Genomic DNA, 18,305 nt, shown 5'->3' with positions numbered 1-18,305 from the left:
ATGAGCGTATTAAGAACGCTGCTGCAAGATATTCCGATACCGCAAATGGTTCGCATCCGTCAAAAATTCGACGGCACGAAGCTGGACAACCCGGCTGAGGTGCTTGAACGCGAACTGCAGAAGCCGGGTGCGATCGATCAAATCAAGCCGGGCCAACAGGTCGCGGTCGCCGTCGGCAGCCGTGGGGTAGCGAACATCGCCGCTTTTACGAAAACGACGATCAATGCGATCAAAAAAGCCGGCGCGCACCCGTTCATCGTTCCTTGCATGGGAAGTCACGGCGGGGCGACGGCCGATGGGCAAAAAGAGGTGCTGCACCATCTGGGCGTGACGGAAGAGGCGATGGGCGCCGAAATCCGCTCCTCGATGGAAGTGATACAGATCGACCAGCTTCCGAACGGGCTGCCGGTCTATGTGGATAAATACGCTTCGGAAGCGGACGCGATCGTCGTCATTAACCGCGTGAAGCCGCATACGGCGTTCCGCGGCCGAATCGAGAGCGGCATTATGAAAATGATCTCCATCGGCCTCGGCAAACAGAAGGGCGCGGAAGCGTGCCATCAGCTCGGCTTCAAATACATGGCGGAGAACGTGCCGGCGATGGCGAACATCATGCTGGAGAAGCTGCCGATCGTATTCGGCGTAGCGCTGGTCGAGAACGCCTTCGACGAAACCTGCATCGTGGAAGTGCTGCCGGCCGCGCAAATCGAGGAGCGGGAAGAAAAGCTGCTCGAGATCGCCAAATCGCGTCTGCCGAAAATTTTGTTCGACCAGATCGATGTTCTGGTGATCGATTACATCGGCAAAAACATTAGCGGTGACGGGATGGACCCGAACATTACCGGACGTTATCCGACGCCTTATGCGCACGGCGGACCGGAAGTGTCCAAGATGGTCGTGCTCGATTTGACGCCGGAAACGCAAGGGAACGCGAACGGTGTAGGAACCGCCGATTTCACGACGAAGCGGCTGGTGGATAAGACGAATTGGGCGGCCACGTATGCCAACGGCCTCACTTCCACCGTTTGCGCACCGACGAAGCAGGCGACGACGCTGGAGAACGATATGTATACGATCAAGGCGGCAGTGAAAACATGCAATATTTTGGACTATACGACATGCCGTCTCGTTCGGATACAAGATACGCTGCATCTGGGCGAAATCGAAATATCCGTCAATTTGCTCGAGGAAGCGAAGCGTAATCCGGATATTAAAATTTTGTCCGAACCTTACGACCTGGCATTCAACAGTGAAGGGAACTTGAGATAACATGGCTGGTATGACGGGAACAAAACGATACATTATCGCAGCGGATATCGGGACGACGAGCACGAAGACGCTCGTCATCGACACCGTGGGCGGCCGGGTGCTCGGCTCGCACGCCGTCGAATATCCGCTGCATACGCCACGGCCCGATATGGCCGAGCAGGACCCGGATGAAATTTTCCAGGCGGTGCTGACGGCGATTCGCACCGTGATCGGCAAAGCGAGCATTTTGCCGAGCCAAGTGCTGGGCGTTTCGTTCAGCTCCGCGATGCACAGCGTTATCGCCATCGACCGCGATCTTCATCCGCTTACCCGATGCATCACTTGGGCGGACAACCGAAGCGTAGGCTACGTCAAGACGCTGAAGGAGGAGCTGAACGGGCTGCAAATTTATCGCAACACGGGCACGCCGATCCACCCGATGTCCCCGCTGCTCAAGCTGATGTGGTTCCGCGACAATCGTCCGGACCTGTTCGAGCAGGCGTACAAATTCATCGGGATCAAAGAATACGTATTCGCCAAGCTGTTCGGCAAGCTCGTCATCGACTATTCCATCGCGAGCGCGACGGGGTTGTTCAACCTGAAGCAGCTTGATTGGGACCAGCAGGCGCTCGAAACGTGCGGCGTACGGAGAGAGCAGCTGTCCGATCCGGTTTCGACCACGCACGTGCTGCAGGGCATCAACAGCGAATACCTGACCGCTATCGGGCTGCATGCGGACACCCCGTTCGTCGTCGGAGCATCGGACGGCGTGCTGGCGAATCTCGGTGTCGGCGCGATCGATACCGGTGTGTACGCAGTCACGATCGGTACGAGCGGTGCGGTACGCGGCGTCGTGCGCGAGCCGGTCACCGATCCGCAAGGTAGGCTGTTCTGCTACGCGCTGAACGAGGACTTCTGGGTCGTCGGCGGCGCGATCAACAACGGCGGCATCATGTTCCGCTGGGTTCGCGATCAGCTCGCGACGCTGGAAGCGGAAGAAGGGCGCCGCCGCGGGATGGACCCTTACGATTACTTGACCGAGCTCGCTCAAGGCGTGGCGCCGGGTTCCGACGGCCTGATCTTCCTGCCGCTGCTCGCCGGAGAACGCGCCCCTTATTGGAACGCGAACGCACGCGGCGTATTTTTCGGCTTGTCACTGTACCACCAAAAGCAGCATATGATCCGTTCCGTTCTGGAAGGCGTCGTTTACCGCATTCACTCGGTCGTTACGGCGCTCGAAGAGCTCAGCGGACCGACCAAAGAAGTTCGCGCTTCCGGCGGCTTCGCCCGCTCGCCGTTCTGGCTGCAGATGATGTCCGATGTGCTCGGAACGACGGTTGCCGTACCGAACACGATCGAAAGCTCCGGACTCGGGGCGGCGCAGCTTGCGATGCTGGCGCTTGGAGAGATCAAAGATTTCAGTTCCGTTCACGATTGGATGCAGGTGGAACAGTCGCTTCGGACGAATGAACACAATCATGAAACGTATATGCAGTTGACAAAAATTTATAATCGTGTGTACCATCAGTTGAAGGACGAGTTTGACGCAATCGCAGCCTTTCAGCAGTCGCACACTATCGTATAGGGGGATGCACTTCATGGCTATGAATTTGTTCGATTTAACGGGAAAAACCGCTGTCATTATCGGTGGGAACAGTACGCTCGGCGGGGCAATGGCGGTTGCGCTCGGCGGGCATGGGGCCGATGTGGCGGTCGTAGGCCGCAATGAAGAGAAGTCGGAAGCGGTCGTGAAACGGATTCAAGAAGTAGGCGGCAAAGCGAAGAGCTTCTCGGCTGACGCGACAAGCGCGGACGATCTGCAGCGTGTGCTGACTGATGTGCTGGCGTGGACAGGCCGCTGCGATGTGCTGATGAACTGTCCGGGGAAAAATAGCGCGACGCCTTTCTTCGAAATTACGATGGAAGAATGGGATTCCATCATGGAAGTCAATTTGAAGAGCGTAGTGCTAGCGTGCCAAGTATTTGGGAAACATATGGTGGAGAAAGGCGAGGGGGGAAGCATCATCAACATTTCCTCCGTATCGTCGGAACCGCCGCTTTCCCGCGTATTTACGTACTCCGCCTCCAAAGCGGCGGTCAACAACGTGACGAAGTTCCTTGCGCGTGAGTTTGCTCCTGCGCGGGTACGCGTCAATGCGATCATTCCGGGCTTTTTCCCGGCGGAGCAAAACCGCAAGATCCTATCTCCCGAACGCGTTCAATCGATTTTGGGCCATACGCCGATGAACCGTTTCGGAGAAGCGGAAGAGCTTCAAGGCGCTGCCGTTTATTTGGCTTCGGACAAGGCTTCGAGCTTTGTAACGGGCTCGCTGCTGCGGGTTGACGGCGGTTACGGAGCAATGACGATTTAACGAATAGGAGCGGAGCAAGCTTCGGCGGCGAAGCGATAGCAAGGGTGCGTTGCGACGAGGACTGCAGACCGGATTCGACGGATTTGGCCTCATGCATACATTACGGTCTCGCGGTTCGGTTGCTGCGCCGGAGCTTGACGCAAAGCCGCAAACGCTCAAAGGAATTCATACGGCAAATAAAGATGAGAGGAAGAGAACCATTATGGCAAAACAGCAAGTAGGCGTGATCGGACTCGCAGTCATGGGTAAAAACCTGGCGCTGAATATCGAAAGCAGAGGCTTCACCGTATCCGTTTTTAACCGTTCGCGCGAAAAAACGGACGTGCTGCTGTCCGAAGCAAAAGGCAAAAATTTGACAGGTACATATACGATTGAGGAATTCGTGGCATCGCTCGAGACGCCGCGCAAAATTTTGATCATGGTGCAAGCGGGACAACCGACGGACGATACGATCAACCAGCTTCTTCCGCATTTGGATAAAGGCGATATCATCATTGACGGCGGCAACGCATTCTTCCCGGACACGCAGCGCCGCAACAAAGAACTGGAAGCGCACGGCCTCCGTTTCATCGGGACTGGCGTATCCGGCGGCGAAGAAGGAGCGCTCAAAGGACCTTCCATCATGCCTGGCGGACAAAAGGACGCTTATGAGCTCGTAGCGCCGATCTTGACGGCCATTTCGGCGAAAGTAAACGGCGACCCTTGCTGCACGTATATCGGACCGGACGGCGCCGGCCATTACGTGAAAATGGTGCACAACGGCATCGAATACGGAGACATGCAGCTTATTTGCGAAGCTTACCAGCTGCTTAAGGACGTGCTTGGACTAAGCACCGAGGAGCTTCATGAAATTTTCTCCGAGTGGAATAAAGGCGAGCTGGACAGCTACCTGATTGAAATCACGACCGACATCTTCACGAAGTACGATCCGGAGACAGGCAAGCCGATGGTGGACGTCATTCTGGACTCCGCCGGCCAAAAAGGCACGGGCAAATGGACGTCGCAAAGCGCGCTTGACCTCGGCGTGCCGCTGTCGATCATTACCGAGTCGGTATTCTCCCGCTTCATCTCCGCAATGAAGGAAGAAAGAGTGGCCGCAAGCAAAGTGTTGAACGGACCGAAGCAAGCGGCGTTCGACGGCGACCGGACCGCATTCATCGAAGCGGTTCGCCAAGCGCTGTACGCGAGCAAAATTTGCTCCTATGCGCAAGGCTTCGCGCAAATGCGCGCCGCAAGCGAAGAATATAACTGGGATTTGCAATATGGCAACATCGCGATGATTTTCCGCGGCGGCTGCATCATTCGCGCCCGGTTCCTGCAAAACATCAAGGATGCGTACGACCGCAAACCGGAATTGAAAAACCTGCTGCTTGACGAATATTTCAAGAACGTCGTGGAGAACTATCAGGATGCATGGAGAACCGTCATTGCGACTGCCGTAACGCGCGGCGTGCCCGTACCGGCGTTCGCTTCCGCTTTGGCATACTACGACAGCTACCGTACAGAGCGTTTGCCGGCCAACCTGCTTCAGGCGCAGCGCGATTATTTCGGAGCGCATACGTTCAAGCGCGTAGACAAGGAAGGCACATTCCACTTCCAGTGGATGAACGATTAATTGTTTTTTTTGGCTGAGCCGGGGGAACGGTGAGAGTGAAGGCCGTAAGCGGCTTCGTACACCCAGTCTTTCAGCCGGTCGGCTTCTTGATCGAATCCGTTTCGGCGTTGAATCAGCATTAAAGAAATGTCGGCAAAATAACGAAAATTTTGCATCAAGCGTGGCTGGGGCAGATCCATTAACTTCGGATCTTCCTCAGTCACCTTTTTTTTAATATATTCCAGAGCCCATACGATATCATCTCTGCACAGCGGGTGATTCGGATTCAGAATTTGCTCGAGTCTGGCTTCGGCCGGATGCGGAACGTTCGGTTGGGAACGGGACATGGCGCTAGACATATAGAGATCTCCTTTCATAGAAAAAATAAACTATAGTAACATCATGACTGTTCACGTTGGAAATTATTCACATCCATCTTATGATTTGGACAAAGTTTCTATTCACACTCGGGAAGCTGTGTTATGATAAAGGGTAAGTTTGTAAATGTTACGCCCGGAAATAGGATAAGCGCATGGATCGACAAATGCGCAAAGTAAGAGGTGATTTTGTTGAATGGCGGAAATGTCGTGCTCATTGGACCGATGGGTACGGGGAAATCGACGGTAGGCAAAGCGCTAGCCGAAAAACTCGGATGGACGTTTGTCGATACGGATGCGGTCATCGAAGAGAAGGCGGGAACCACGATCGGCGCCATCTTCGCGGAACAGGGCGAGCCGGCGTTCCGTAAAATGGAGAGCGAGACGATTGCGTCGGTGCTTCAGGGGGAAACCCGGATTGTTTCAACCGGCGGCGGCGCCGTATTGGCGGAGCAAAATCGGAAGGCGATGAAAACGAGCGGGTTCGTAATCGCACTGCGTGCAACGGAGGAGACGATTATCATGCGAGTCGGCAACGACGAGAACCGCCCGCTGCTGCAAGGTAACGCTGCGGAACGGGTACGCCGTATTTTGGAGGAACGCAAGCATGCTTACGACTTTGCCGACTTTACCATCGATACTACAGATAAACCGGTTGAAGTCATAGTAGATTTGATCGTGAGCCGGCTGCCGAGAGGAGAAGCTTAAAGCTTCTCCCACTCCAGCATGCCGCCGGTCATGTTTTTGAGACCGGACAAGCCTTGCGCGGTTAAATATTCATAAGCACGGCCGCTTCGGTTGCCGCTGCGGCAAACCAGAATCGTTTCCCCGTTTTGCGGGATGTCGGCCAGCCGTTCGGGAAGCTGCATGAGCGGAATGTGGATTGCGCCGGGAATCATGCCAAACGCAACTTCTTCGTCTTCCCTTACATCGATAATATCGGGCTTCTCGCCGTTAGTGAGTCTTTGCTTCAATTCTTCGGGCATAATCGAGTGCATGCGGGTAAAAGGCCTCCTTTTGTACCTTAAATCGGTCATTTATTCATCATATGAAGTATCGGGCGGTCTGTCAAACGACCTCAATCCGGGTCCGGGGTCGACGTCAAATCGATAACGAAAAAGAAAGAGGAAACCCGTTCCCGTTGTCGAATAAGGTTGCAATAACGTTCTAACACATAAGGAGAGATACATAGTCATGAAAGCAGTAGTGAAGCCTACGGGCCGCTTGGAAGGCACCATCAACGCATTATCCTCGAAAAACTACACGACGCGCTACCTGCTGATCGGAGCGCTTGCCGATGGAACAAGCACCGTGTACTATCCCGCGCACAGCGAAGACAGCGATGCGATGCGGCGCTGCATCCGTGATTTGGGCGCCGACGTGCAGGAAGACGATACGAAGATGACGATTCGCGGCTTCGGCAAACATCCGAAGCATGTGAAAGAGCTCAACGTCGGCAACGCCGGAGCCGTGCTTCGCTTCCTTATGTCGACCGCGGCATTTTGTCCCGAAGTGACGTTTATTAACGCATATCCGAATTCGCTCGGCAAAAGACCGCATGACGATTTGATCGATTCGCTGCAGCAAATGGGCGTTCAAGTCGAGCATAACGAAGGGAAGCTGCCGATTACGATTCGCGGAGGTCATCCGCGCGGCGGCAAAATCACGGTATCGGGCAACGTCTCCTCGCAATTTTTAAGCTCACTGCTGTTCATGACGCCTCTGCTGGAAGAGGATACGGAAATTACCGTGCTGCACGATCTCAAATCGAAAGTCATTGTCGGGCAAACGCTCGAAGTAATCGCTCAAGCCGGGATTACGATTGAGGCGTCGGACGATTTGATGTACTACAAAATTCCGGGCAAACAAAAGTACGCGCCTCAGGAGTATGTGGTTCAAGGCGATTATCCGGGTTCGGCAGCGATTCTGGCTGCGGCGGCGGTGACGAATTCCGACGTGAAGGTGCTCCGTCTGGCTGAGAACAGCAAACAAGGAGAGCGGGCCGTTGTCGATGTGCTCCGCGCCATGGGCGTCAATTTGACGCATGAGAACGACGTTGTGCATGTGCTCGGCAATCAAACGCTGAAGGCGGGCGAGTTCGACGGGGATCATTTTACCGACGGCGTACTCGCGATGGTAGCCGCTGCCGTATTTGCCGAAGGGACCTCCCGCTTCTATAATGTGGAAAATTTGCGTTATAAAGAGTGCGACCGCATAACCGACTTCGTAACGGAGCTTCGCAAAGCGGGGGCGGACGTCGAGGAAAGACAAAGCGAAATTATCATTCGCGGCCGTCCCCAAGGCGTCGCCGGAGGCGTCGAAATCAACGCGCATTACGACCACCGCGTCATTATGGCGCTCACGATCGTCGGTCTCCGTTCGGAGCAGGGGCTCATTATTAACGATGCGCATCATGTCGCTAAATCGTACCCCCAATATTTTGACCATTTGCTGTCACTTGGGGCGCAAATTGAATTGGTAAAGGAATAGACTTCGTCGTAGAAATGCTATGAGGACGGTGAAAACGCCGTGACCGTTTTATGGAAAGGCATTCAAGTCGCGTTCGGTTACTTGCTCATCGCCGGGCTGCTGTTTGCAAGCACCGTATTCGGCGTGCTGCTTTACGGTAAAATAACGGGACGGGAATGGTTTCGCGAAAACGAAATGGTCGCTTATGCCGAGAATAACGAGGCGTCTGCCACTGTCGACGCTGTAACATCTTCGGCGCGCGTTGCGCAGGCACCCGCCCTGAAAGAGCTGCCGAAAAAGGCGATGCTGGAAGCGCCGCTCGTTTTTCAGAAGCCGGAGCTGCCTTCCGGCTGCGAGCTGACGAGCCTTACGATGCTGCTGCAATATTACGGCGTCAACAAATCGAAGATGGAACTTCTTCCCGAGATGAAGCGGGATTCGACTCCGATCCGCTACAATAAGGACGGGACGATCGCTTATTGGGGCAATCCGAACATCGGGTTCGTCGGCGAGATTACGGGTAGTGCCAAAGGCTTTGGCATTTATCATGCCGCACTGTTCGATCTGCTGAAGGAGTATGTCCCCTCGGCTGTCGATTTGACTCGCGAGCCGTTCTCGAAGCTTGAGCGTCAAGTATCGGAAGGCTTCCCTGTCGTCGCGTGGACCACGATCGATTACCAAGTTCCGGAGAAATGGATGACGTGGGACACGGACCTCGGTCCGATTCAAACTACGTTTATGGAGCACGCGGTACTGATTGTCGGCTATGACGAACAAAGTGTCTACGTCAACGACCCGCTGACCGGTAAGCGGAAGATCGAGAAATCCCGGTTCATTGCCACTTGGGAAGCGATGGGAAGACAGGCGTTAAGCTACACGGAGGCGGCCAAATCATAAAGGAGGTTATATGTATGCCATTTGAAAACCCTTCGAGAGACGAAATCCGGAATATTTTGAAAAGTGCGGCGACCGTGGCGGTCGTCGGACTTTCCGATAAACCGGATCGTACGTCCTACATGGTATCGGAAGCGATGCAAAAGAAAGGGTACCGGATCATCCCGGTCAATCCAATGGTAACGGGAACGATTCTGGGCGAAACGTGCTATGCGTCGCTCAGCGATATTCCGGAACCGGTCGATATTGTCAATGTGTTTCGCCGCAGCGATCAAGTCTTGCCGGTGGCCGAGGAAGCGGTGAAAATCAAAGCGAAAGTATTTTGGCTGCAGCTAGGCATTTATAATGAAGAGGCGGCCGAGATCGCAAAAGCGGGCGGGCTTGAAGTCATTATGGACCGCTGCATCAAAGTGGAAGACTCGATCTTATTGCCTGGAGGAAAGTAATGTTCAAGGATCAGCTGCGTGACCTTTTGCCGCTTTATTTGGTTACCGATCTTGCGGAATATGAAGGGAAATCCGCTCTGCATACTGTTCGCGAAGCGCTGCGCGGCGGCGTGACCATGGTGCAGTTGAGAGAGAAGAAAGCCCAGCTTCGCGATACGCTCAAAGCAGGCGCCGCCCTTCGGGAATTGTGCCGAGAGTACGGCGTTCCGTTTATCGTCAATGACCGAGTCGATGTAGCTATGCTGCTTGAAGCGGACGGCGTACATGTCGGGCAGGACGACTTGCCGGCCCGGGAAGCCCGCAAGCTGCTCGGTGACGACAAAATCATCGGCGTATCCGCCGGGACGATGGAAGAGGCGGAATGGGCGATGGAACAAGGCGCCGATTATTTGGGGGTAGGGGCTGTATACGCTACCTTAACCAAAGGAGACGCAGGCGCGCCGATCGGTACGGGGCTGATTGCGCAAATAAAAGACCGTTGGCCGCATGTTTGCATGGTCGGGATCGGAGGCATACAACCGCACAACAGCTATGAGGTTATAGCGGCGGGCGCCGACGGCGTAGCGGTCGTATCCGCTATCACGCGGCAGGCGGACCCGAAGCAAGCCGCCGAAACGCTGCTACGGCATATGAAGGGAATAACATAGGCCGCATACCGGCCCAAGTTTTCCGATCTGCTCCGTTCGAAAAGTTATTGATTGTATTGTTATAAAATAAATCCTCCTTGAAGACAATAAGAAAGGCTTCTGGAAAGGATCGGACCTTGCATAAAACATGGACCGTGAACCGGAAGACTTCTCTAATACCTCGAGGAGGATTTATTACATGTACAGCCAAAATTTCCAACAAAACAGCTTTTCCAATCAAGCCGGTGCAGGTTTTGCAAACACGCAAAATCGCGGTTTGGCAACGAAATACCAACCGGTAGGGATGGTACAATCCCAGTACAACCAATCCCTGAACAACCCGTCTATGACCAACCAGTCGTTCGGCACCCAACAGTTCGCTTCTTCCCAGTACAGCAACTATCAAAACCCGCAATCTTTCCATACGGCTAACTACCGTGGCGACCAACAAGGTCACGACGCTTACCTGCGTGCGGATTCCACGCAGCCTGCGCAATTCGCAACAGGATTCGGCGCATCTTCCTACGGTACTTCCATCGGTTCCATGAACCAAAATCAGTATGCGCAATCTCAATATGCCAGCCCTCAGTCTTTCCATTCCGCTAATTACCGCGGTGACCAACAAGGCCATGACGCTTACCTGCGTGCGGACTCCACTCAGCCGACGAACAGTCAATTCAGCATGGGCGCCAGCTCTTTCGGCAACCAGTTCGGCGCGTCTTCCGCTTCCAATTGGAATCAAACTGCGAATCAATCGGCACAGTATATGCAAGCGACTAACCCGCAGGCGTTCCACACGGCGAACTACCGTGGGAACCAACAAGGCCATGACGCCTACTTGCGTGCAGATTCCGTGCAACCGGCACAAAGTCAATTCGGTATGGGCAGCATGAACCGTTACCAATTTTAATCTTGTTTTAGCGTATATCCCCAGCAAGCGGCGGGCCTAGCGGCCCGTCGTTTTTTTAAGAATTGCGCGTAAGGCGCGAGCTCCAATAAACAGCTTCATACATAGCGGATTCGTTTGACAAATAACGGCTATGCGCTTACCATCGTTATAGGGAAAGGAGGAACGGTTATTTGAATTGGATGGGGAATTTGCAGCAGCTAGGAAGGTCGTTGATGCTGCCGACCATCACGCTTCCCGTCGCGGCCATTTTGCTGCGGCTCGGAAATTTACCATGGGATTCGATGCATATCCCGCAAGTGGGCGAACTGCTGCTGATGTGCGGCACGACGATTTTCACTTACTTGCCTCTGATCTTCGCTGTCGGCGTAGCTCTGGGTCTAACGGAGAATGCCGGAATCGCCGGGATGTCTGCGCTGATCGGTCACTATATGTTTACCGTATCCGTCGAACATTACATGGGCGATTTGTTCCAGCTTGGCGTTCCCGGAGGCATTTTAATCGGACTGATTGCAGCGGTTATATACCACCGCGTGAAACATATTCAATTGCCCGAATCCATTCAATTTTTCGGCGGACCGCGGATGGTGCCGCTGCTTATGGGTCTGGTCATTTTCATTCTCGCGGGTATCATGATTCAAATCGGGCCCATGCTCGAGTCGGGCATGCAAGCGTTAACGAATTTTATTTTGGGACTGGGCGGATTCGGAACGTTTTTATACGGTGTGATTCACCGGCTGCTTGTTCCGTCTGGTTTGCACCATGTATTCAACAACTTTTTTTGGTTTCAGCTGGGCGCATATAATGCGGAAGGCAATCCGGTGTTCGGCGATTTGCCGCGATATTTCGCCGGCGATCCGACAGCGGGCATTTACATGGCCGGTTTATATCCGATCATGATGTTCGCGCTTCCGGCGATTGCCATCGCCATCATTCAGGAATCCCGCGAAGATTTGAAGCCGAAAATCCGCGCGACCTTTTTGACCGCGGCTTTTGCCTGTTTTCTGACAGGCGTAACGGAACCGATCGAATTTGCGTTTTTGTTCGTGGCGCCGTACTTATTTTTTATCCATGCGCTGTTATCCGGTTTATCGATGTGGCTTGCCTATGCACTCAATATTCATCACGGCTTTTCTTACTCCGCGGGAGCGATTGACTTTCTGATCAATCTGCACTTGTCAACGAACGGCATGCTGCTCATCCCGATCGGTCTTGCGTACGGGCTATTGTACTACGTGCTGTTCCGTTTTGCGATTCGCCGCTTCCGTATTCCGACGCCCGGCCGTGAAGAAGGATCGCAGTTGGAAGAGTGGGCAGGGGATATTCCATATCGTTCACCGCTCATTTTGCAGGCGCTCGGCGGGAAAGAAAACATCAAGAATATCGAAGCGTGCATTACGCGGCTGCGTCTGACGCTGGTTAACGACCGGCAGATGGACACGGCGGCTCTCAAACTTCTAGGAGCGGCGGGCGTCATCCGTCTGGGCGGCGGGAACGTGCAGGTCGTCTTCGGGACGTATTCCGAGCTGATCCGGGAAGAGATCATGAAGACGATCCGCAAGGATATTCACCAGGTGCTGTTCAGTTCACCGATGCAGGGACGCATGATTTCGCTCGAAGAAGTGCCCGATAAAATTTTTGCCGGGAAACTGGTTGGCAACGGCGTCGCCTTTCTTCCGGAAAAGGGGGAGCTCGTTTCGCCCGTCGCCGGAAAAATCGTTCATATATATCCGTCGCTGCACGCGCTCGGGATTGAAACGCGGGAAGGACTGCAGGTGCTGCTTCATATCGGGATCGATACGTCGCAGCTGCAGGGGAAATATTTTACCGCGTACGTCAAAGAAGGCGACGAGGTGGAGCCGGGACAGCTGCTCGTTCGGTTTAACCTGCAAAAGGTGAAGCTGAACAGCACATCGCTTGCTACCCCGATGATTATTACAAATGCCGATATGGTTAAATCGTGGAGCTTCGCGCCGTATAAGGCGGTAAAGAAAGGCCAAGCTTCCGTCATGTCGGTTGTACTCAAAAATGCCGTCACAGGGGGAGGAAGCACGCATGGTTGAGGGGATAGGAGCTTCATCCGGTATCGCAATGGGCAAAGCGTTCGTCATTCCAACCTGGGAATGGGACTTTCCCGAAAAGCTCATCGACGTCACGGATCTTGCTTACGAGTTCGAGAGGCTGTATGACGGAATTCGTCATTCCAAGGTGGAAATCGAACAAATCAAGCAGGACTTTGTCAACGTCATCGGAGAAGACCAGACGCAAATCTTCGACGCGCATCTGGCCATACTGGACGATCCTGTCTTTATGAACGAAGTACAGGGCATCATGCAGCGGCAATATAAAGCGGCGGAAGTCGCTGTGAAGGAAGCGATCGAGAAGTTCGTGAATATGTTCGACCTGCTCGACGATACGTACATGAAGGAACGCGCGCTCGACATTAAAGATGTCGGCAACCGATTGCTCAAGCATTTGCTTGGAGCGCTGGAGGAGACGCTGCCGCCCAAGGACGAGCCTTATGTGCTTGTGGCCAAAGAGCTGTCTCCGTCCCAGATGGTGCATTTGGACGTGAACCAAGCGCTTGGCCTCGTTACGATGCTCGGAGGCAAAACGTCGCACGTGGCCATCATGGCGCGTGCTATGGGCGTTCCGTACGTGCTGGGCATCGAAGGAAAGCTGCAAGTTCCGATTCAAAGCGGCGATTTCCTGATCATCGACGGAGATGCGGGGCTGGTCTATGTCAATCCTCCGGAAGATGTGATCGACCGATACAAAAAGCTTCGCGAGAATTGGAAAGCGATGCACGAGCAGCTGCAGCAGCTCGCACATTTGCCCGCGGAGACGGAAGACGGCCAGCCGTTTCAGCTTGCGGCCAACATCAGCTCCGTCAAGGAGCTCGAGCAAGTGATCCGTAACGGAGCGTCGGGCGTCGGATTGTTCCGGACCGAATTTCTATACATGGACCGGCACAATTTTCCTCAGGAAGAAGAGCAGTATGCGGTCTACAAAGAAGTGGCGGAACGGATGGAGGGAAAGCGGGTCGTTATTCGCACCCTCGACATCGGCGGCGACAAGCATCTGGATTACTTGGAACTGCCCGAAGAGGAGAACCCGTCGCTGGGCTATCGCGCCATCCGCATCTCCCTCGACCGCGTCGACTTGTTCAAGACGCAATTGCGGGCGATTTTGCGGGCGAGCCACTACGGCAACATTCAGATTATGTACCCGATGATCTCCTCGCTAGACGAGCTTCGCAGGGCGAATGAAATATTGGCCGAAGCCAAGCGCGAGCTTGCGGCGGACGGTCTCCCGTTCCGAGATAAGCTGGAAGTGGGTATTATGATCGAGCTGCCGGCAGCTGTCATGATTGCGGAACTGCTGGCGCAGGAAGTCGATTTTTTCAGCATCGGCACGAACGATCTTGTTCAGTATGTGCTGGCGGTCGACCGGATGAACGAAACGGTGGCGCACCTGTACGATCCGTTTCATCCGGCGGTGCTCCGCATGCTCCGCATGACGGTTGAAGGCGCGAGGCGCTATGGGAAGCACGTAAGCGTATGCGGCGAGCTGGCCGGCGACATTCGGGCTCTGCCGGTCTGGATTGCGCTCGGCGTCACGGAGCTGAGCATGTCGGTGCAGTCGATTTTGCGGGTGAAGAACAGCTTGCTTCAGAGCCATTACAGCGATGGCGACAACATATGGAACGAACTTTCGCGATGTCCGAGCAGCCAGAAGGTCATGGATGTGCTCAGCCGTTTCATTCAAGCGGACTTGGCGGAAGAGACAAGGGCAGCCGGGCTTTACGCAGATGGCTGATGTCTGGCGTATCAGGTAACCATGGAGACGTAAGGGGGAACATACGATGGAACTGAAAGGTTACAAAGTGCTTGCTTTCGTAGATGAAGAGTTTGAGGATTTGGAGATGTGGTACCCGGTGCTGCGGCTTCGCGAAGCCGGCGCGGAAGTACATTTGGCCGGGCCGAAGTCCAAAGCCGTGTACCATGGCAAATACGGGGTGCCGCTGACAACCGATCATGCGCTGGACGAAGTGAGCGCGGAAGACTATATTGGCTTGTATGTGCCAGGTGGCTGGGCGCCGGACAAGCTGAGACGGTATGAATCCGTACTGCGATTGACGAGACAATTCCACGAGGTGGAAAAGCCGATTGCGCATATATGCCACGCCGGCTGGGTGCTCGCTTCCGCGAAAATATGCAAGGGCTACAAAATGACCTCGACGCCGGGCATTAAAGACGATCTTGAAAATGCAGGGGCGATCTGGGTGGACGAGGAAGCGGTCGTCGACCGCAACATCGTCTCGGGCCGCAGACCGCCGGACCTCCCGGCGTTCACCAAAGCATTCGTCGATGTGCTGGCCAATTATATCAAGAATAAACAATAGGGGCTGCCTTTCAGGTGAAAAACATCGTTTCATGGTTGCCGTCCGTTCTATGGATGGCAGTCATCTTTTATTTGTCTTCCCGTACGGGAGACGATGTAGGCGGTTGGCTGGACGAGGTGCGCCGCTTCGTGCCGATGATGGAAAGCTTTGATTGGGGTCATTTTATCTCCTACTTTATCCTTGCGCTTACTTTTTTATGGGGAATTCGCCCGAAACGGCTGACGTTCCAAATCCAGCTTGTCGTTGTGCTGCTGTGCATGCTGTACGGCGTGACCGACGAGTTTCATCAATCCTTCGTCCCGGGGCGGACGCCGGATGTGATGGACATTCGCAACGATGGGATAGGGGCTGCGCTTGCGATGCTTCTGGCGTCGCTGCCGGTTTGCAAAAAGCGGTTTGAGCGCCGATCCGGTGCTAAATTTTACTAGCCTCCAGACGGCAGGAGATTCAAGACGGAAGTAGAATAATTCTACTTAAGTAACGTTCGGTTTCTTGCTAAAGGAGTGGTTTTTGTTGCAGAAGCAATGCAAATGCGGCAAAGCGATGATCATCCGTCTTCGTACCGTCATTTATCAAAACAAAGTGGAAATTGAAAACGTGCCGATTTTCTCCTGCGATTCATGCAGCCGCAGCGAAGTGTTCTCTGAAGTAAAGCCCGATCTCACCAGTCTGATCGGGACGCTCGGCAGCAAGCCCGGGAAACAGCTGCTGCAATTCCAGGACGTTAGCGAAATCGCGCATTTGATGGTGAAGGTTACGGAGAAAAAACGCGCCGCAGATCCTGTCGAGATGATTATCGATGAACGTATCAACGAGCTGCTCGATTTGCTTCTTCTGGCACAATCGCTGCAGGATGAAGTATGGATTGCCGATGTCCGAAAACGATTGTCCCAGATTGCCAGTCGCTCGTTAAGTACCCATGATTTCTGAAAGCCACTGCCTTGCAGTTGGCTTTTTTGGCGTTATTTGATACTATTAATCGTAGGAAGAACCCAAATTCGTTGCGAAGTGGAGCATTTTGTCGTATGATAAGGCTAAATGATGACCTGTTCGCATTAATAAATATGATAAACATTGGAGAGAATGTCCGTGACTGTGACAATTTATGATGTAGCCAGAGAAGCAGGTGTTTCCATGGCAACCGTATCGCGCGTTGTCAACAACAACCCGAACGTGAAGCCGCAAACACGTAAAAAAGTTTTCGAAGCCATCGAGCGGTTGGGCTACCGGCCGAATGCCGTGGCCAGAGGGCTCGCCAGCAAAAAGACAACGACGGTTGGCGTAGTCATCCCTGACATTTCCAATTCGATTTTCTCCGAGGTTGCCCGAGGGATCGAAGATATCGCTAACATGTATCATTACAATATTATTCTTTGCAACGCCGATAAGAAGAAAGAGAAGGAGATTCGCGTCATCAACACGCTGCTCGAGAAGCAAGTGGACGGGCTCCTCTTTATGGGCGGCACGATAACGGACGAGCACACCCAGGCGTTCAAAACTTCCTCGGTTCCGGTAGTGCTCTGCGCGACCGCAGACGAGAAGCATACGATTCCGTCCGTCGACATCGATCACGAGAAAGCGGCGTATGACGCAGTCCAGCTGTTGATCGAGAAAGGGCACCGCAGCATTGCGATGATCTCGGGAACGCTTCAAGATCCCGCTCTGGGCTTCGCCCGCTACCAAGGCTACAAAAAAGCGCTCGAGGCTGCCGGCATTCCGGTGCGTGAAGATTATGTTCGCGTCGGCAATTACCGGTATGAATCCGGCCTTGAGGTGACCAAATACTTCCTGGCGCTGGACGAGCGTCCGACAGCCATCTTCGCCGCCAACGATGAAATGGCGATCGGCGCGATCCATACGCTGCAGGATAACGGCCTTAAAGTGCCGGAAGACATGTCCGTCATTGCCGTCGACAACATCCGGATGGCGTCCATGGTACGTCCGCAGTTGACGACCGTTGCCCAGCCGATGTACGATATCGGTGCGGTGGCGATGAGGCTCCTGACGAAGCTGATGAACAAGGAATCCAAAGATGCTTCGGAGCTGACAGAGGTCGTGTTGCCGCATGAAGTCATTCATAGAAATTCGGTGGCTCAACGCTAGCGTGAGCCTCTTTCTTTTGTTGTCTAGGAAATTAGACGAAGACAATGTTTGTGGATAATGGGGGCTCTCCCAAAAATAATTAGCTTTGGGGGTTCACTTCACTTTTGGGGGATTTGTTCTAGGGGGGACAATGGTTTGACTTATCGTACCATCGGCGTCATCGGCGCTATGAAAGAAGAAATCGAGCTGTTTCATGAGCATATGCATCGGGTGCGCGAAACGGAACGGGCGGGCATTACGTTTTATGAGGGCGAATTTCACGGAAAAACGATCGTCCTCTGCAAATCCGGCGTAGGCAAAGTGAACGCTGCCGTGACGACGCAACTGTTGATCGATACGTATGGCGCAGGCGCCATCGTGTTTACAGGCGTGGCCGGTGCGGTCAATCCCGAGCTGAATGTGGGGGATATCGTCATTTCGACCGAATGCATGCAGCACGATATGGACGTAACGGCGCTCGGGTTTCCGCGGGGAACGATTCCTTATGAGAAGACATCCCTGTTCATAGCGGATCCGCAGCTCCGGGAGCTGGCGAAAGAAGTAAGCGGCGAACTGTTCTCCGGTCGAGTGAAGGAAGGCCGCGTGCTTTCCGGAGACCAGTTCATTGCAAACCGAGAAACGGTAGCCGTGCTATACAACGAGCTGAACGGTGCCTGCACCGAGATGGAAGGGGCCGCGGTTGCGCAAGTATGCTCCATGAACGGTGTGCCGTTCGTCGTGATCCGCTCCATGTCCGACAAGGCGGATGGGTCGGCGCACGTTAATTTTGCCGAGTTTACGGTTGAGGCATCCAATAATTCATTTCGCATCGTGGAACAAATGCTTAAACGACTGTAGCCCTCTGCAGCAGCTGCAGCTTATATC

At 53.9% G+C, this 18,305-nt stretch carries 19 protein-coding genes; 17 read left to right on the top strand and 2 right to left on the bottom strand.

The window, feature by feature from the left end; genetic code table 11:
* From ACFQI7_RS05070 to gndA, 4 genes are all read left to right on the top strand, one after another.
* Nucleotides 1-1,269 (top strand): lactate racemase domain-containing protein, encoded by a 1,269-nt coding sequence (locus ACFQI7_RS05070; RefSeq protein WP_218097179.1) that lies wholly within the window; start codon nucleotides 1-3, stop codon nucleotides 1,267-1,269.
* 10 nt (nucleotides 1,270-1,279) lie between these two features.
* Nucleotides 1,280-2,833 (top strand): gluconokinase, encoded by a 1,554-nt coding sequence (locus ACFQI7_RS05065; protein WP_218097511.1) that lies wholly within the window; start codon nucleotides 1,280-1,282, stop codon nucleotides 2,831-2,833.
* A 19-nt stretch (nucleotides 2,834-2,852) separates the two neighbouring features.
* Nucleotides 2,853-3,620 (top strand): SDR family oxidoreductase, encoded by a 768-nt coding sequence (locus ACFQI7_RS05060; protein WP_218097512.1) that lies wholly within the window; start codon nucleotides 2,853-2,855, stop codon nucleotides 3,618-3,620.
* Nucleotides 3,621-3,822: 202 nt separating this feature from the next.
* Entirely contained in the window at nucleotides 3,823-5,235 is a 1,413-nt protein-coding gene (gene gndA, locus ACFQI7_RS05055; protein WP_218097180.1) for an NADP-dependent phosphogluconate dehydrogenase, read from the top strand.
* Here gndA and ACFQI7_RS05050 read toward each other — a convergent pair.
* Nucleotides 5,232-5,573 carry a hypothetical protein gene (locus ACFQI7_RS05050; RefSeq protein ID WP_230414630.1) on the bottom strand — a complete coding sequence of 114 codons (342 nt, stop codon included), beginning with the start codon at nucleotides 5,571-5,573 and terminating at the stop codon, nucleotides 5,232-5,234. The genes gndA and ACFQI7_RS05050 overlap by 4 nt on opposite strands.
* A gap of 201 nt (nucleotides 5,574-5,774) precedes the next feature.
* Between ACFQI7_RS05050 and ACFQI7_RS05045 the strand changes: the two genes are divergently transcribed.
* Nucleotides 5,775-6,299, top strand: coding sequence for a shikimate kinase (locus ACFQI7_RS05045; RefSeq protein WP_329958201.1), 525 nt, complete (start codon nucleotides 5,775-5,777; stop codon nucleotides 6,297-6,299).
* Here the strand turns inward: ACFQI7_RS05045 and ACFQI7_RS05040 are convergent.
* A complete protein-coding gene (locus ACFQI7_RS05040; RefSeq protein ID WP_218097182.1) occupies nucleotides 6,296-6,589 on the bottom strand; it encodes a rhodanese-like domain-containing protein in 294 nt (97 codons plus the stop codon). The two genes, ACFQI7_RS05045 and ACFQI7_RS05040, sit on opposite strands and share 4 nt — an antisense overlap.
* Before the next feature lie 196 nt (nucleotides 6,590-6,785).
* Between ACFQI7_RS05040 and aroA the strand changes: the two genes are divergently transcribed.
* The 12 genes from aroA to ACFQI7_RS04980 all read left to right on the top strand — a co-directional run bounded on the left by aroA (nucleotide 6,786) and on the right by ACFQI7_RS04980 (nucleotide 18,278).
* Nucleotides 6,786-8,081: a 3-phosphoshikimate 1-carboxyvinyltransferase gene (gene aroA, locus ACFQI7_RS05035; RefSeq protein WP_218097183.1), complete on the top strand. Its 1,296-nt coding sequence runs from the start codon at nucleotides 6,786-6,788 to the stop codon at nucleotides 8,079-8,081.
* A 39-nt stretch (nucleotides 8,082-8,120) separates the two neighbouring features.
* The gene (locus ACFQI7_RS05030) at nucleotides 8,121-8,957 is read left to right on the top strand and encodes a C39 family peptidase (RefSeq protein WP_218097184.1); all 837 of its coding nucleotides are present in this window, start codon (nucleotides 8,121-8,123) and stop codon (nucleotides 8,955-8,957) included.
* Nucleotides 8,958-8,971: 14 nt separating this feature from the next.
* Nucleotides 8,972-9,400: a CoA-binding protein gene (locus ACFQI7_RS05025; protein ID WP_218097185.1), complete on the top strand. Its 429-nt coding sequence runs from the start codon at nucleotides 8,972-8,974 to the stop codon at nucleotides 9,398-9,400.
* Nucleotides 9,400-10,047, top strand: coding sequence for a thiamine phosphate synthase (thiE, locus tag ACFQI7_RS05020; protein ID WP_218097186.1), 648 nt, complete (start codon nucleotides 9,400-9,402; stop codon nucleotides 10,045-10,047). The genes ACFQI7_RS05025 and thiE overlap by 1 nt, the downstream gene beginning before the upstream one ends.
* A 178-nt stretch (nucleotides 10,048-10,225) precedes the next feature.
* A complete protein-coding gene (locus tag ACFQI7_RS05015) occupies nucleotides 10,226-10,936 on the top strand; it encodes a hypothetical protein (protein WP_218097187.1) in 711 nt (236 codons plus the stop codon).
* A 170-nt stretch (nucleotides 10,937-11,106) separates the two neighbouring features.
* The gene (locus ACFQI7_RS05010; protein WP_218097188.1) at nucleotides 11,107-12,996 is read left to right on the top strand and encodes a glucose PTS transporter subunit IIA; all 1,890 of its coding nucleotides are present in this window, start codon (nucleotides 11,107-11,109) and stop codon (nucleotides 12,994-12,996) included.
* A complete protein-coding gene (ptsP, locus tag ACFQI7_RS05005; protein ID WP_218097189.1) occupies nucleotides 12,989-14,752 on the top strand; it encodes a phosphoenolpyruvate--protein phosphotransferase in 1,764 nt (587 codons plus the stop codon). Before ACFQI7_RS05010 ends, ptsP begins: the two co-directional genes overlap by 8 nt.
* A 46-nt stretch (nucleotides 14,753-14,798) precedes the next feature.
* Nucleotides 14,799-15,338, top strand: a complete 540-nt coding sequence (locus ACFQI7_RS05000) for a type 1 glutamine amidotransferase domain-containing protein (RefSeq protein WP_218097190.1) — start codon at nucleotides 14,799-14,801, stop codon at nucleotides 15,336-15,338.
* Nucleotides 15,339-15,352: 14 nt separating this feature from the next.
* Nucleotides 15,353-15,766, top strand: coding sequence for a VanZ family protein (locus tag ACFQI7_RS04995; protein ID WP_218097191.1), 414 nt, complete (start codon nucleotides 15,353-15,355; stop codon nucleotides 15,764-15,766).
* A gap of 85 nt (nucleotides 15,767-15,851) precedes the next feature.
* Entirely contained in the window at nucleotides 15,852-16,268 is a 417-nt protein-coding gene (locus ACFQI7_RS04990; protein WP_218097192.1) for a hypothetical protein, read from the top strand.
* 159 nt (nucleotides 16,269-16,427) lie between these two features.
* Nucleotides 16,428-17,441 (top strand): catabolite control protein A, encoded by a 1,014-nt coding sequence (gene ccpA, locus ACFQI7_RS04985; protein ID WP_218097193.1) that lies wholly within the window; start codon nucleotides 16,428-16,430, stop codon nucleotides 17,439-17,441.
* 135 nt (nucleotides 17,442-17,576) lie between these two features.
* Nucleotides 17,577-18,278 carry a 5'-methylthioadenosine/adenosylhomocysteine nucleosidase gene (locus ACFQI7_RS04980; RefSeq protein WP_218097194.1) on the top strand — a complete coding sequence of 234 codons (702 nt, stop codon included), beginning with the start codon at nucleotides 17,577-17,579 and terminating at the stop codon, nucleotides 18,276-18,278.
* Nucleotides 18,279-18,305 lie beyond the last annotated feature (27 nt).

It is taken from the genome of Paenibacillus allorhizosphaerae (assembly GCF_042659105.1).
Classification (GTDB): Bacteria; Bacillota; Bacilli; order Paenibacillales; family NBRC-103111; genus Paenibacillus_G; species Paenibacillus_G allorhizosphaerae.
This window is presented reverse-complemented; position numbering and strand designations above follow the sequence as displayed.

Bases quoted from the DNA above. Each gene is read 5' to 3' on its own strand.
- ACFQI7_RS05070 (WP_218097179.1), top strand. From the start codon at position 1: ATGAGCGTATTAAGAACGCTGCTGCAAGATATTCCGATACCGCAAATG.
- gndA (WP_218097180.1), top strand. From the start codon at position 3,823: ATGGCAAAACAGCAAGTAGGCGTGATCGGACTCGCAGTCATGGGTAAA.
- ACFQI7_RS05065 (WP_218097511.1), top strand. From the start codon at position 1,280: ATGACGGGAACAAAACGATACATTATCGCAGCGGATATCGGGACGACG.
- aroA (WP_218097183.1), top strand. From the start codon at position 6,786: ATGAAAGCAGTAGTGAAGCCTACGGGCCGCTTGGAAGGCACCATCAAC.
- ptsP (WP_218097189.1), top strand. From the start codon at position 12,989: ATGGTTGAGGGGATAGGAGCTTCATCCGGTATCGCAATGGGCAAAGCG.
- ACFQI7_RS05060 (WP_218097512.1), top strand. From the start codon at position 2,853: ATGAATTTGTTCGATTTAACGGGAAAAACCGCTGTCATTATCGGTGGG.
- ACFQI7_RS05025 (WP_218097185.1), top strand. From the start codon at position 8,972: ATGCCATTTGAAAACCCTTCGAGAGACGAAATCCGGAATATTTTGAAA.
- thiE (WP_218097186.1), top strand. From the start codon at position 9,400: ATGTTCAAGGATCAGCTGCGTGACCTTTTGCCGCTTTATTTGGTTACC.
- ACFQI7_RS05015 (WP_218097187.1), top strand. From the start codon at position 10,226: ATGTACAGCCAAAATTTCCAACAAAACAGCTTTTCCAATCAAGCCGGT.
- ACFQI7_RS05050 (WP_230414630.1), bottom strand. From the start codon at position 5,573: ATGTCTAGCGCCATGTCCCGTTCCCAACCGAACGTTCCGCATCCGGCC.
- ACFQI7_RS05000 (WP_218097190.1), top strand. From the start codon at position 14,799: ATGGAACTGAAAGGTTACAAAGTGCTTGCTTTCGTAGATGAAGAGTTT.
- ACFQI7_RS05040 (WP_218097182.1), bottom strand. From the start codon at position 6,589: ATGCACTCGATTATGCCCGAAGAATTGAAGCAAAGACTCACTAACGGC.